Source organism: Rhizobium sp. SEMIA 4085 (assembly GCF_013004495.1).
GTDB lineage: Bacteria > Pseudomonadota > Alphaproteobacteria > Rhizobiales > Rhizobiaceae > Rhizobium > Rhizobium gallicum.
Map to the genome: position 1 here is coordinate 1 of NZ_JABEPH010000162.1, position 12,668 is coordinate 12,668.

Here is a 12,668-nt window from a genome sequence, read left to right on the forward strand (position 1 = left end):
GCGACGCAGCGAGTGCTGGGCGGGGGCGCTGGGCGGCGGGGGGGGATGGGGAGAAGGGGGAGGGGGGGGGGGTGGGGGGGGGGTGAGCGGGGGGGGGGGGCCACGCGCGGGATGGGGGGGTACAGACGGCGGGTACCCGCCAGGCCGGTTCATGTATCAGTCGAAGCCTGGGTGGAAAAAAATTTTAAGCGATGAGGGATCGTGAGTTCAAAAACTGGGGAAAATGTAAAGAGGCCGCGCGGGCGTCCTAAGAGCGTGGACACCGATCAGCGACGGGATGAGATAATCGGCGTGGGATGCGATGTCTTCATCGAATACGGATACGTCAATACGACGGTTGATGTGATAGCGGCCAGATGCGGCATTTCCAAAAGAACCTTCTACGAGTTCTTCAACGGAAAAGCTGACCTTCTGCGGGATATACTGAAATCGCGAAGCGATTCCATTTTCTTCGTACCGGAAATTGATGACCAGCTTCCGTTGGAGGAACAGCTCGCCAGAACCTTTTTCATCGATGAAGACGGTGCGGCGGACGCGGCCGGCATGAATGACTACTTCATGATAGAGGTCGGCTGGGAAGCGGCGGAACACGTCGCGGAATTGCGGGACGATTTCAGGCTCGCGCGTGCAAGGCTCTCCGAGTGGCTCAGGCAGATGAAGCAGAAGGGCCGGATAACGGTTGCTGACGCAGACGCTGCAGCCACCATGCTGATCGGCATCGTCTTCGGAAGCTTGAGCATCGGCCGCGCAGAAATGGATTTGGAAGAACGCGCGAAACGGACCCGAGCCTACCTTCGTTCGAGCCTTAGAATTTTCGCCAAGGGGTTGACCGCCTGAATTGAAGAAGAGCCCGGCTGGGATACCGGGCTCTTCCCTCGAAACTGATCAGAGGTCAATTCAGATCAGTTTTATCGCGTTTGATTAGAAGTCGCGCTGCAGGCGGAAGAAGCCTTCGACCCAGTCCTGATCCGCCGCGTTGTCGTGATCGTCCGAAACATAGGTTGCAGTGAGCTTTGTGGAAAGGTTCTCTACGACCTTGTAATCGAGCGTAACGCCAGCACGCAGCTCGCTACCGCTGTCCCAGCTGCCACTCGCGTCGGCATCGATGTTGTCGATGTACTGAACAGCAGGGGTGACCGTGAACTTGTCGGTTGCCTTGAGCGCGTACTGAGCGGCCACGGACCATTCGCCGGCGTCGTAGTAGCCGTTGAAGCCCTGATCGCCCAGACCGGTGGAATAGATGCCGGCAACCGAGAGCGTGCCCGGGCCAACGTCAACGCCGACCTTTGCGAGTACGGCGCCTTCCTGGGCGTCGGTGTCGTAAGCGCCGATAATCGCATAGGTGAAGCCGCCGACCTTACCGCCGATGGAACCGTCGATACCGAGGTTGTTGGCATTTCCGCCCTCTGTCTGAACCAGTTCTTCGAGAGCGATACCGGCATAGAAGTCGCCAGCGTCGTACTGATAGCGGATGGAGTTCTGCTTCGTCGAACCATCGAGGGTCGTCATGACGTCGGTTTCGCCCGAGAAGTCATCATCCCACCAGTTGGCGAACTTACCGACACGGAAGCCGGCGAGATCGATGTAAGCCTCGTCGATGCCAGTGCTGTCCTGAGAACTGCCGAACGTAGAAGATGCTCCAGCCGAACGAGCGTCGCTGTCAACTTCGTTCGGACGGAAATTGGATTCAAGAATGATCGCACTCGTCAGAACGCCGTATTCCGTATCGCTCTTAGCGATGACGTTGATGTGCGCACGCGTGCGGGCATCCCAGTCCTCAGAGCCGTTGTTTTTGAATGCGTCGCCAGCACCGAAGCCAACGTCGAAGCGGACGTAGCCGCCGATCTGGAGGCAGGTTTCGGTGCCCGGGATGTAGAAGTAGCCGGTGCCGTAAGCGTCGCAGACGCGGACGTACTCAACCGGTTCCGGTTCGGCAGCGACGATGGCGTCGGCGGCCTGAGCACCGGAAACTACTGCGAGGGCAGCAGCGGAGCCGAGAAGAAGGCTCTTAATGTTCATTTTTGTCTCCGTTCCAGAGGCCAACCCCAAGGTTGGCTCTTGCTAGCGCGATGGATGCGGTCCCCTGAAATTTCAGTCCGCCAGGAGTTGCCGAGGCGATTTGCTCCGGCAACGCAACCTTTAGAACAGGCGATGCGCCAGCCCGTCAATTATTTAATAAACGCCATCGTACCAAAAATATTCTAGAACCAGCGAACGTTGTATTTTTGCCACAAGGAGAGCTGCCAGAGCGACCGTTCCGCGGCCAAGATTGTGCTGCCCGGGCAAGCTAAAGAGGCTGCAGCGAGAGATTCCAACAAAGAAGGCCAAGCTCCACCGCCACGCAAAAATGGGGTGGTGAACGGCAGCCGGCAGTGCCGTATCCGGCTCTTCGTGTCAGGCGGCCTCTTTGCAGCGGCAACCTCTCACGAAGAGGTGGATGCACCCTTTGAGATAGCCAATAAGGCGCGATCTGTCCGGCAAGCCGCCACCTGCGGTCATGCAGGATGCCATTCCTCCAAACATCATCGAGATGAGCATCATCGCCGCGTGGTCCGGGTCTTCGATGTCAAGCACGCGCTTTGCATCCTGGAACGACAGCCAGTCAGCGAGCTGCGCTATTGCTCTTTGGCCGTTATAGTCCTGCGCCTCTCGCTGCAATGTCGGACCGGAGGGATAGAGCGCGCTGATGCATGCCATGATCTTACGCTCGGCTTCGACCGGATCGGCTTGATCAAGATGGAAGATCACCATCAGCACATCTTCAGGAACCCGCGTTTCATCCAGCGGACGAGGAAGCTGCAGGAGTCCGCGCGGAGGTGCCACGCGCGAAGTGCTCCACTGAAGAGCAAAGCCCGTGATGTATTTTCGTGCTCGTGAATTCAATGATCGGGTGATAGAGGCGAACCGGGAAATGTCGGAGTAGACAATCTCGAAAGTGAGGTCCTTCGACCCTCGAAGGAGCCGAAAAGTCTGATCGCCCCCTAAGTGAAATTCAGCCACGCTCGATTTGGCTATTGCCGGATAGAGCGACGAGAAATGGTCGAAAAGAACCTTGTAAAGCCGCGGGTTGTCCACGCTGCTCAGGGAGGCGATTGATTTATACATGGCGCGATCAGAAATATGTGTTTCGGATAGAGCGCTGCCGGAATCTTCGAACAACATTCGGGCTATCCCGGCAGGCAAAAATCTTTGAGCTGGCCGGCCATGGGCCGTCGGCCAACAGTATCAGACAGGAAAAAGATACCATACGGCTGGTATCTTTCAAGCGAAGTTGACCACGGTCTCAAAACGTACCTCTTCGCCAACCAGCGGCCGAGGACAAACAAAATTACATTTCGATATTGCCCTAACGAATTTCAAGGCCCAGCAGGTACATTGCCTTTGCAATTTTCTGCGGTGCGAAAAGCCGCTCCGCCACGGCAAATCGCCCCAGATTCCTTCAGGTTTCGAGGCTCCGTCACGTTGGCTTCACACGCACGAGAGAACGGGACGCGACAACTCGCCGCAATTTGCGCGCATCAATAATCTGATCGATGGGGCGGCGATGGAGAGCTGGCGTGCCGGGCGTTTCGGATCTTCAAGCAAACGACTCCGTGCCAGCGACCTTCTCTAACGTGCTGAACTGGAATTGCTGCACCGATCCCGATGGCGTTGTGTGCTCATGTCGACGCGTTGCGGCAAGCTTGAACCCGCTGCCGAGAACATCCTGCAGGCTTTGCGCATCGTAGCGGGCGACCGGCAAGCCGCTGCATTTTTCCGGTCCGTCGGGCGCAAAGGTACCGATCACGGCTTTGCCGCCGCTCTTGAGAGCCTGCCCCAGCACCCGAACATAGGCCTCTTGGTCGGCCGCCTCCGTCAGGAAGTGAAAGGCGGCGCGATCGTGCCAGAAATCATACTGGCGAGCAGGCGACCAGACGGTCATGTCCGATACGATCCACTCCACACGCGTCGCATCTGTCAGCCGCGACTTTGCCGTCTCGATGGCTGCGGCAGACACATCGAGGACGCTGATATGGGCCTGGCCGGACGCCACAAGAGCATCGACCAGCCGCGATGTCCCGCCGCCGATGTCGATCACCGACATGTCCGGCGTCAGCCCGGCTTGACGCAGCAGAACCATCGAGAGTTCCGGCGCATCCTCGTGCCAACTGACCTCGCTCTCCGCCTTGGTCTTGTAGACAGTCTGCCAATGCGCTTGCCGGTCACTTGTGGACATGCCCACTCCTTTTTGAGGAAGAAAGTTTACCAGATTTCGAGCGAGCATGCCGAAGGAACCGTCAATCCCATCGCCAAGCTTGATCGGCCCGCATCTCAGCCTATCTTGCCTCTCCGTGAAGATGTCTGCAGTGCCGTTTTTCTGCAACGGAGGAAAATACGATGCCCACTTTGAGCAATGGCAGTGAGCTTAGCGTATGGGAAGACATCAACAACGAGAGCCCTGATGCAATCCTTTTCAGCATAACGGAAACGGACGGCGACGTCCTCGGACCGGGGGCCGCGCATACAGATTATCCGTTCGGCTGGGTCGATCTTGCCTCGGTCGACGTGTTCGACGGCTTCTTTACCGTCACCACCTTCACCAATGACGGAAGGACCGAGATCTTCACGACGGTGGAAACTTTCGTCTTCGACAACGAAGGCCGCTATATCCGCACGCTCACCGACCAGGCTGCCTACCTTTCGACTGAGATTATCTCCATCACTGCCGAAAGCCCCGACGACCTGGTGGTGACATGGCAGGGCGCCAACGAATATTTCGGTGGCGAAAACACCCAGTACGGCCCGCATCAGATCATCCTGGAAGGCGGCGCGCTGCAGCCCGACACCTTCGTCAACCATGCGCCAACCGCCGCCGACATGAGCTTCACCCTTTCTCCGGGTCAATCGCTCGACGACATCAAGTTCAGCGCGTCGGATGCCGATTTCGACCTGTTGAGCTTCGTCATCGTGGACGGGCCGGACCACGGCACGCTGCAGCAGGAGACGCGATATGACGCAGGCTACTATCCGTTTCATCAGGGCCAATATGCGGGAAGCCTGCACTATCACCAAGACTACCTGAACGGTAACCTCTTCGACTATTCTCCGGCGGCCGGCTTCACCGGCACCAACAGTTTCACGGTTTATGCCACCGACGGCCAGGGCAACAGCAATCTTGCGACGATCACCATCATGATCGTGCCGCCGGCCGAAGAGATCACGCTCACCGATGCGAAAGATGTCGCCAGCTATGAGGCGTACGATCACCCCCTTCTCGTCGCCGCGATGGGCGGCAATGACCGGATCACCGGCAGCCGGTTCGACGATACCGTCGATGGCGGCGCTGGCAAGGACCGCCTGCGCGGCGGCGGCGGCGACGACACTCTCAACGGCGGAACCGGCCGCGACACACTCTCCGGCGGAGTGGGCGGCGACATCTTCGTCTTCGACACCGAGCCCGGCCGGGCCAATTGCGACAAAATCCTCGACTTCAGCTCCGCTGACGACGTCTTCCGGCTGGACAGCTCCGTGTTCGCCGGCGTTGTGGCGGGCGCGCTCGACCCTGGTGCCTTCGCGAAGGGCACAGCCGCGCTGGATGAGGACGACCACATCATCTACGACACATGCTCCGGCCGCCTGCTCTTCGATTCCGACGGGAGCGGCGATGCGGCCGCGGTGGCGTTTGCGGCCGTGAGCCGCGGCACATCGCTTGCCGCCGACGACTTCCATTTCTTCTAGGGGGTCCACCCTCCGGCTTTAGAACCGGTGCGCCCGTTTGTTGCCACATATATACGGGCGTAGCTTCGTTGCCCGCGGGGACTTAGTCTCCAAAATCTTTAACTTATTCAACGACTTATTAACCATATAGCAGGCTGCAATTCTCATGTTGCATTGCATCATGATCCAAAACCACATACCGTAGGCCCGGCGCCAGGGGAAAACGCCATGGGAAACCATGTTCGAATAAGGATATCAGATGCTTGATGCGCCAAAGTCTAAGCCGAAAGACCTCGAAGCCATTGCCCGCACAGGCGGGCCCCTTCGCCGCATGGCAGCGCGCGTACCGACCTATTTAACCGACCTCAAGGAAAATCCCGCTTGGCTGCCGATGTTCCTGCTGGCGCGCACGATGCCTTTCCGTCGCGCCCATTGGCTCACCGCCAGACCTATTCCGTCTTCGGCAACAGCACCGTCAATGTTTGGCGGGATCAAGGCGGAGAAAGCCGCTGCGGAACTGCGAAGAAATGGCATCTTCACCGGCCTCACTTTGCCGCCAGCCATCCATGAGGAAATCGCCCGTTTTGCACGCGAGACGCCGTGTTTCGGCAATTTCGAGCGCAAGGTCGAGTTTCTCGCCGGAGAGCACGCCGAAGCCGAACGCCGCTTCGAACGCACGATATTGAGCGGCCATCATTTCGAGCGGGTTCTGCAATGCAAGGCAGCGGTCGCGGTGCAGCAAGACCCGCTGCTCCTCAATATCGCGCGGCATTATCTCGGCGGCGAGGCGAAATTGATCACCACGCGGACATGGTGGAGTTTCCCGACGAAGTCTGCCTCGGAAGCCGATCTGAGTCGCGCCTCGTTCAAGTTCCACTTCGATCTCGACGACTGGCGGATGCTGAAATTCTTCTTCTATCTGTCCGACGTCGATGCGGATGCCGGTCCGCATGTCTATGTTCAAGGCAGCCACAACCGCCGCCGGATGAAGCACCAGTTGACGCTGCTTGTCGGACATTCGGCCGAGGATGTGCTGGGCTTCTACGGCAAGGAGAGCGCAGTCACGCTGACAGGAAAGGCGGGCACCGGCTTTGTCGAAGATCCCTTCGGCTTCCATATGGGAACGCTCGCCAAGCATACGCCGCGCCTGATGATGGAAGTCGGATTTGGCGTATCGAAGCCGTCAAAGCGCCGGTATCACGGCGAGCCGGTGATCAGATAGCCGTCCCCGGATTTACGAGGCCGGCCCGGCTGGGCCGGCTTCGGTGATTGGGTGTTTTCTTGGCAGAGCGGCCCGCAGTTGCGGTTCAGACCTCCGGGCAACCGTCCCGCAATTTGCGCCATGTCGTGACGTTCAACTCCATCTCGCAGCGTGCGAGATACGACGCCCCGCCCACCGTGATGCAGGCAGTCTGGCCAAGCTCGTACTTCGTGCCATCCCGATTGCGGCATGTACAGCGCGAATCCGGGTGGGCCGCAGCGACGCTCGCTGCGGCCACGGCCAACGATAGCGTTGCAATCCATTTGGCGTGCCGGCGTTCCATCGACTGAGCATAGCGCAAATGTTCGCAGTTGGCACGAAGCAAGGTGGCCTCCCACCGCGCCGATCACTTGCCGCAAGTTTTCCTCCCGGCTCAGCCTTGCCGTTCAAGCTCTCCCAGCGAAGGGAGCTGCTGGCAGAGCGCCGCGATTGCCCGGGATCGGTCAGTGTCTTGCGCCATGCGCGTGACAACGCCGGATCGCTCGTCGAGCCAGGACGCAGAACGACGTCGTGGCCGTGCTGACAGCGCCTCAAACGACGCCAGGAACCAGAGCCGTCGCAGTGAAGATGCACATTGGACGAGCTTTTTTGCCAGCGCTCACCCAGCCTTAAATCGCACCGATTTCCTTCAACTTCTTCAGTACCGCCTCGTTGGGCTCGCCGGTTTCGGGCAGGTTGTAGTGCTTTTGGAAGCGGCGGATGGCGGTGCGGGTTTGTTCGCCGGCGACACCGTCGACGCCGACATTGGCGTAGGCCATGTTGGAAAGGCCCTTCTGGATTTTCAGCACCAGATCGACATTGGTGAGCTCGGATGATGGGACCTGCTTCGGGCCGGCGGGCGCGGTCTTGATCTGCCGTTCGGCGCTGCGGATGGCGGCAGCGACCGGATCCTCGGCCGAGGCTTTCGAGGTCACATCCTCGCGCGGCTTCTCGGCGGGAACGGCCGAGGGGCCGATGGAATCGGTCTTGAGGGCGGCAAGCACATCCGGCGTCGCATCGCCGCTCGGCGGCATGTCGACGGTTTCCTCGAAGAAGAGGATCGCGGCGCTGGTGCGCGGGCCGATGATACCGTCGGCCGTGCCGTTATAGAGGCCTCGGCGGATGAGCTCCTTCTGGATGTCCATGACCAGCTGACTGGGCTCTTGGCCGGGTGCTGCAGCCGGCGGCGTCGCATTGGTGGTCGAGGCAGCGCCCTCCTCGCCCGGACGTTCGATCTTGAAGGTCGTGACGTCGCCTGGGTGCGGCTCTTCCACGGACGGTCGGCCGATCGAGAAGGGCGCTAGCACATCGCGGGTGCGAAAGAAGGGATGCGGATGCGTACCCGGCTGATACCAAAGTGCATTGGCGGCGACGAAGCTGAAGATGACGACAAAGGCAGTGGTCCCGCCTGCGACCGACGGATTGCGCGCAATGACGCCGCCGAGCGCGGATGCGCCCGTCATGCCCACGCCGCCGAGGGCGGCAGCCCCTGTGAAAAGCAGGCTCGGCTGCTGCCGGCCTCTCCTTCCCTTAGGCGATTTTCGCTTGCGCGCGGCCATCGAAAAGCCCCTCTTCCAGTCCGGCGACGTTCGTCGCCGCAATTTTCAGGCGCGGCGGGAAATCGACCGCCCCGTCCTTTTGCGCATGCACGGCACCGGCTCCGGAACCGTCCGCCGCGATCGAAATGGTGATGATCGTGCCTTCGCCGGGAACGCTGGCAATCGCGAAGTGGCCGCCATGCAGTGCCACGAGGCCCTTCACCAGCGATAGGCCGAGGCCCGTGCCCTCGTAATGACGCGTATAATCGTTCTGAACCTGCATGAAGGGCTGGCCGAGCGATTCGAGCCTGTCGGCGGGAATGCCGATGCCGGGGTCGCTGACGCTGATCTGCAGGATGCCGTCCCGCACCGCCGCATCAACGGTGACGGCGCCGCCGGCATCGGTGAACTTCACGGCGTTGCCGACGAGATTGATGAGGATCTGCTGGATGGCGCGCTGGTCGGCGACAACCTCGTCGAGGCCACGCTGGATGCGGCTCGTCAGCGTTACACCCTTGCCCTTGGCCTGCAGCGCAAGCATCGCCTCGCAAGAGCGGACCGAGGCGCCGATATCGAACGGTTCGAGCAGCAGCTCATAGCGGCCGGCCTCGATCTTGCTCATGTCGAGCATGGTGTTGACGACGGAGAGCAGGTGCGCGCCGGACTCGCGGACCAGGGTGACGTATTCGCGCTGGCGCTCATTGTCGAACTTGCCGAAATATTCACCGAGCAAGATATCCGAGAAGCCGAGGATGGCGTTCAGCGGCGTGCGCAGCTCATGGCTGACGGCGGCCAGGAAGCGCGACTTGGCATCGTTGGCGGATTCGGCATCGTCCGCCCGGCTTTGGGCTTCCATGCGCAGCCGCTGTTCGACCGAGACGTCGCGGAGCTGGGCGACGACGGCCAGGAGCTCGCCGTCCTCGTCGCGCCGCGCCGTCATGTCCATTCTGAGATGGGCGAACTGGCGAAGATCAAGGGAAACGCCGGGGCGGTCGAGGCGAAGGTCGACGCTGGCGCACTCCTCGCCCTGGCGCAGCCGGTCGAGCGCCTGCAGGACGAAGATGCGGTCGGAGACATGCACCTGTTCGATGAAGCCCCTGCCCTTCGGATCGCGCATCCAGGCGAGGAACTCGCGGCAGTCGCGGCCACCGGCGGTGGTGACGTTGCCTTGCGGATCGAGGAAGAGAACGAGGCCGGCGCTGTTTTCCAGGAAGAAGTCTTCCGCGGGCGCCGCGGCGACACCCGACACTGCAGCGCTCTGGCGGGCAAGCGCGATGCTGCCCACGGCTGAAAAGAGGAAGGCAGCGCAGACGGTCGCGACACCTGCAGGCAGTGCCACGGCCGGGCTGGTGACGAAGGAGAGGCCGACAGGCGCAGCGATCAAGGCCGCGGAAGAGAGGAAGACGAGGCGGCGAAGGATCGCAAGCTCTCGCTCGGCAACGGCTTCGCCGCTTCCCGTGCGGGAAAGCCAGCCTGCCGCTGCCCGATCCACGAGGGCCGCCGCCCGTCCGCCAATGTCACTCAATACGCGCACGCAATACCCGCCGAAAAGGCTCTTTACACAGTGCGGACAATAGGCCCCGGCGGCTTAAGGAAAGGATAAGGCAAAGCGGCCCTCCACAGCCCAAAAGCTGGAAAAATCCCATTTTGAGCCATCCGCAGGGCCCTTTGGTTTTTGTGGTTAATATGGGGTAAGCGATGGATTTCGCTCGCATTTCGGCTTTGCGTTAACCTTTGCGGCACGCTGCCCGTAGGGAATCCCTGCATTTCCAGGCAGCGCTTTGCGCTATGCTTAACCCCGATGGCTACAATTTGACTGAAATGCGCTCAGAATGCCTTTATTTAAAATTCGAATTAAATTTGCCGCAAATGCCGTCGAGTTTCGAAAAGTGGCATTCGCATTTCCCCGCTAGGGTGAAAGCACACCGGAAGACCGGGCCTGATTCGGCGAGAAGACCGGACGGGAAAACAGGATGGGCAACGACAATGTGGCTTCTGATCAAAGGATCGTTCTGGTTCGGCCTCGTGCTGGTCCTCTTGCCGCTCTTCAGCTCGGAGAGTTCGACGCGGCTTGGCAACGACCCGCAAATCCAATTCTTCGACGCCGTCACCGCCGCAAGCGGCGCCTACGAATATCTCACCGGCATGTGCAACGAGAAGCCGGAGGTCTGCGTCAAGGGCGCCGAAACGCTCACCGCCCTCGGCTACCGGGCCCGCGAAGGCGCCCGTGTCGCTTATGAGCTGCTGGACAGCCAGTTCTCGGACGAGAAGGCACCGGCCCTTGCGGAGGCGACGCCGGCCGCACCGCTTACCGAAGCGCCGGTCGCAGCCGATGCTCCTTCCGCAAAAGAGCACAGGGCTGCCGCACTGAACCAGCCGATGCCCTACCGCCCGCCGGTGGAGGACGAATCGGTTTCCGACAAGGTCGTAACCGGCGCCATTCCCTTGCCGACACCGAAGCCGGTCCTTTAAGAATTCAGCGGAGTTCTCCGCCCCAAGCTTGCACCGGCGATCCGCATGATACGGAGATGCCCGTGCCTGACGTGCCTGCCCTGTTTGATTTCAGCATTGTGCTGCGCCGTGAGGGTGCCCATCCTTCACGGCTTTTTTTCTATGCGTTCGAGCGATAGGCGGGGCTGGCGGACGAAGGCGCCTTTTGATCTTGAGGCGAGGAACAGGGCGGAAGGAACGAGGATCAGGATGCCGTTGGCGTCGTCATTCTCGGCATGGCCGCCAGCGGCATCGGCATGATATCCTGAGCGGCGCGCCCCCCGCAATGCTGCCGAAGTAGGCCTGTGGTGTTTGCCGCCTGGCAGACGTTTTTCTTTTTAATGGTTCAAAAGCGGCGGCAGTTCACCTATATCACTCACAATAGTGAAAGGCCCGCTTATGGCATCTCTCGACGAGATCATCGACGACTTCTCCTTCCTTGACGACTGGGAGGACCGCTACCGCTATGTCATCGAACTCGGCAAGGGGCTGCCGGACCTGCCGGACGACAAGAAGACGTCCGCGAACAAGGTGATGGGCTGCGCCAGCCAGGTTTGGCTGGTGACGCATCCCGAGGGGGATCCGGAAAATCCGGTGCTGATCTTCGAGGGCGATTCCGACGCGCATATCGTGCGTGGCCTCGTCGCCATCGTGCTTGCCACCTATTCCGGCAAGAGGGCCTCGGAGATCGCGGGCCTCGATGCTTTCGATATCTTCTCGAAGATCGGCCTTGTCGAGAACCTGTCGTCGCAGCGCTCCAACGGGCTGAGGTCAATGGTGAACCGAATCCGGGAAGAAGCGCGGGTGAGGGTCGCGGCTTAAGCGCGCCGTCATTCGTTTGGCAATCCGCTCGTCTCGCGTGGAAACAGCCTGATCAAGTGCGTCCGCTCCATCTGCAGCCGTGAACGGCCGGACATGATATTCTCTTCGAGACATAACGTGATGTCGCTCGCCAGAGCCTCGGGGATCTCGATGCCTCCGGCCTTGAGGAGCCGATGTTCCATCGCCGAAAGGGAGCCAACGGCACCATTGCAGCCGTCTGCGGAAAGTTCCGCCCGTCGTGTTCGGCGCTCGGCGGCATCGGCGGTTTGAATGCGCTCCCGCTCCTGATAGGCAGCGATCTGTCCCCACGCCACATAGAGAGCCGCGGCGGTGCAAAAGAAGGCGATGAAAAGGCCGCTCCGCATGCGTCAGGCCTCCCGAACGGCGTTGCAGTTGGCGGCAATCGGCATCTCGTGGGTGCCAGCTGCGAGATGCATCACGTAGCGCTCGGCGGCGTCAGCAAGGGCCAATGCAACCTCGCTCTGCAGCCACCCCGCGTTTGCGGCTTCAATCGAAATCTGCGTCGCCAGATGGTCGAAGAGGCAGGCGCACTCGTTCGCGCGCCGGGCATCGTCGACGTCGAAGGTGGGTGGCCTTATGTTCATGTTCAGTGGACGATCGCGGAACGCGAGGACGGAAGGCCCTGAATTGCAAAACGGTGAAACGGCGCAACGGTAGGAGGCATGGCGACGACACGTTTTGCCTTGCCGAAGTGGCGGTCGAGTTCACTTGCAAGCTCGGCGGGCGAGGTCGTGCCTGCCTGGAACAGCTGGATGAGCAGCAGTGCCGCAAGGATAAAAGGGGGAGGGTGGAATAACAGAGTGGAGGCGGGTAAGCGTTGACTGGTCAGGACCTGGTGACGAGTGACACGGGGAGCTGCG

The 12,668-nt window shown here is 60.5% G+C and carries 14 protein-coding genes; 5 read left to right on the forward strand and 9 right to left on the reverse strand.

What is annotated here, in order from left to right:
- The first annotated feature begins 291 nt into the window (after positions 1-291).
- Positions 292-837 carry a TetR/AcrR family transcriptional regulator gene (locus tag C9413_RS34500; protein ID WP_170250674.1) on the forward strand — a complete coding sequence of 182 codons (546 nt, stop codon included), beginning with the start codon at positions 292-294 and terminating at the stop codon, positions 835-837.
- 84 nt (positions 838-921) lie between these two features.
- Here the strand turns inward: C9413_RS34500 and C9413_RS17125 are convergent, their stop codons facing one another.
- The 3 genes from C9413_RS17125 to C9413_RS17135 form a co-directional block, all read right to left on the reverse strand.
- Complete coding sequence (locus C9413_RS17125) at positions 922-2,019, reverse strand: porin (protein ID WP_039844342.1); 1,098 nt, start codon at positions 2,017-2,019, stop codon at positions 922-924.
- A 375-nt stretch (positions 2,020-2,394) separates the two neighbouring features.
- Entirely contained in the window at positions 2,395-3,162 is a 768-nt protein-coding gene (locus tag C9413_RS17130; RefSeq protein WP_039844341.1) for a TetR/AcrR family transcriptional regulator C-terminal domain-containing protein, read from the reverse strand.
- A gap of 415 nt (positions 3,163-3,577) precedes the next feature.
- On the reverse strand, positions 3,578-4,216 hold the full coding sequence (locus C9413_RS17135) for a class I SAM-dependent methyltransferase (protein WP_039846678.1): 639 nt from the start codon (positions 4,214-4,216) through the stop codon (positions 3,578-3,580).
- 161 nt (positions 4,217-4,377) lie between these two features.
- Between C9413_RS17135 and C9413_RS34230 the strand changes: the two genes are divergently transcribed.
- Together C9413_RS34230 and C9413_RS17145 are read left to right on the forward strand one after the other, a co-directional pair.
- Complete coding sequence (locus C9413_RS34230; protein WP_039844340.1) at positions 4,378-5,718, forward strand: Ig-like domain-containing protein; 1,341 nt, start codon at positions 4,378-4,380, stop codon at positions 5,716-5,718.
- Between the two features lie 238 nt (positions 5,719-5,956).
- Positions 5,957-6,919, forward strand: coding sequence for a hypothetical protein (locus C9413_RS17145; protein WP_039844339.1), 963 nt, complete (start codon positions 5,957-5,959; stop codon positions 6,917-6,919).
- 85 nt (positions 6,920-7,004) lie between these two features.
- Here C9413_RS17145 and C9413_RS17150 read toward each other — a convergent pair whose 3' ends face one another.
- The 3 genes from C9413_RS17150 to C9413_RS17160 all read right to left on the reverse strand — a co-directional run bounded on the left by C9413_RS17150 (position 7,005) and on the right by C9413_RS17160 (position 10,009).
- The gene (locus tag C9413_RS17150) at positions 7,005-7,241 is read right to left on the reverse strand and encodes a hypothetical protein (protein ID WP_039846677.1); all 237 of its coding nucleotides are present in this window, start codon (positions 7,239-7,241) and stop codon (positions 7,005-7,007) included.
- A gap of 325 nt (positions 7,242-7,566) precedes the next feature.
- Entirely contained in the window at positions 7,567-8,496 is a 930-nt protein-coding gene (locus tag C9413_RS17155) for a peptidoglycan-binding protein (protein ID WP_039844338.1), read from the reverse strand.
- A complete protein-coding gene (locus tag C9413_RS17160; protein ID WP_170250675.1) occupies positions 8,468-10,009 on the reverse strand; it encodes a HAMP domain-containing sensor histidine kinase in 1,542 nt (513 codons plus the stop codon). The genes C9413_RS17155 and C9413_RS17160 overlap by 29 nt, the downstream gene beginning before the upstream one ends.
- 452 nt (positions 10,010-10,461) lie before the next feature.
- On the opposite strand from C9413_RS17160, the gene C9413_RS17165 reads away from it, so the two are divergent.
- Both C9413_RS17165 and C9413_RS17170 read left to right on the forward strand, forming a co-directional pair.
- Positions 10,462-10,947 (forward strand): DUF5330 domain-containing protein, encoded by a 486-nt coding sequence (locus C9413_RS17165; protein ID WP_039844336.1) that lies wholly within the window; start codon positions 10,462-10,464, stop codon positions 10,945-10,947.
- Between the two features lie 417 nt (positions 10,948-11,364).
- Entirely contained in the window at positions 11,365-11,787 is a 423-nt protein-coding gene (locus C9413_RS17170) for a SufE family protein (RefSeq protein ID WP_022714528.1), read from the forward strand.
- An 8-nt stretch (positions 11,788-11,795) separates the two neighbouring features.
- Here the strand turns inward: C9413_RS17170 and C9413_RS17175 are convergent, their stop codons facing one another.
- Genes C9413_RS17175 through C9413_RS32750 form a run of 3 tightly spaced genes read right to left on the reverse strand, consistent with a single transcriptional unit; the run spans position 11,796 to position 12,637 of the window.
- Positions 11,796-12,152 carry a hypothetical protein gene (locus C9413_RS17175; RefSeq protein ID WP_039844334.1) on the reverse strand — a complete coding sequence of 119 codons (357 nt, stop codon included), beginning with the start codon at positions 12,150-12,152 and terminating at the stop codon, positions 11,796-11,798.
- A 3-nt stretch (positions 12,153-12,155) separates the two neighbouring features.
- Positions 12,156-12,392 (reverse strand): hypothetical protein, encoded by a 237-nt coding sequence (locus tag C9413_RS17180; protein ID WP_052451492.1) that lies wholly within the window; start codon positions 12,390-12,392, stop codon positions 12,156-12,158.
- Between the two features lie 2 nt (positions 12,393-12,394).
- The gene (locus tag C9413_RS32750) at positions 12,395-12,637 is read right to left on the reverse strand and encodes a hypothetical protein (protein ID WP_246703771.1); all 243 of its coding nucleotides are present in this window, start codon (positions 12,635-12,637) and stop codon (positions 12,395-12,397) included.
- Positions 12,638-12,668 lie beyond the last annotated feature (31 nt).

Coding starts and splice junctions, on each gene's coding strand:
- C9413_RS17125 (WP_039844342.1), bottom strand. CDS start 2,019: ATGAACATTAAGAGCCTTCTTCTCGGCTCCGCTGCTGCCCTCGCAGTA.
- C9413_RS17130 (WP_039844341.1), bottom strand. CDS start 3,162: ATGTTGTTCGAAGATTCCGGCAGCGCTCTATCCGAAACACATATTTCT.
- C9413_RS17135 (WP_039846678.1), bottom strand. CDS start 4,216: ATGTCCACAAGTGACCGGCAAGCGCATTGGCAGACTGTCTACAAGACC.
- C9413_RS34230 (WP_039844340.1), top strand. CDS start 4,378: ATGCCCACTTTGAGCAATGGCAGTGAGCTTAGCGTATGGGAAGACATC.
- C9413_RS17145 (WP_039844339.1), top strand. CDS start 5,957: ATGCTTGATGCGCCAAAGTCTAAGCCGAAAGACCTCGAAGCCATTGCC.
- C9413_RS17150 (WP_039846677.1), bottom strand. CDS start 7,241: ATGGAACGCCGGCACGCCAAATGGATTGCAACGCTATCGTTGGCCGTG.
- C9413_RS17155 (WP_039844338.1), bottom strand. CDS start 8,496: ATGGCCGCGCGCAAGCGAAAATCGCCTAAGGGAAGGAGAGGCCGGCAG.
- C9413_RS17165 (WP_039844336.1), top strand. CDS start 10,462: ATGTGGCTTCTGATCAAAGGATCGTTCTGGTTCGGCCTCGTGCTGGTC.
- C9413_RS17170 (WP_022714528.1), top strand. CDS start 11,365: ATGGCATCTCTCGACGAGATCATCGACGACTTCTCCTTCCTTGACGAC.
- C9413_RS17175 (WP_039844334.1), bottom strand. CDS start 12,152: ATGCGGAGCGGCCTTTTCATCGCCTTCTTTTGCACCGCCGCGGCTCTC.
- C9413_RS17180 (WP_052451492.1), bottom strand. CDS start 12,392: ATGAACATAAGGCCACCCACCTTCGACGTCGACGATGCCCGGCGCGCG.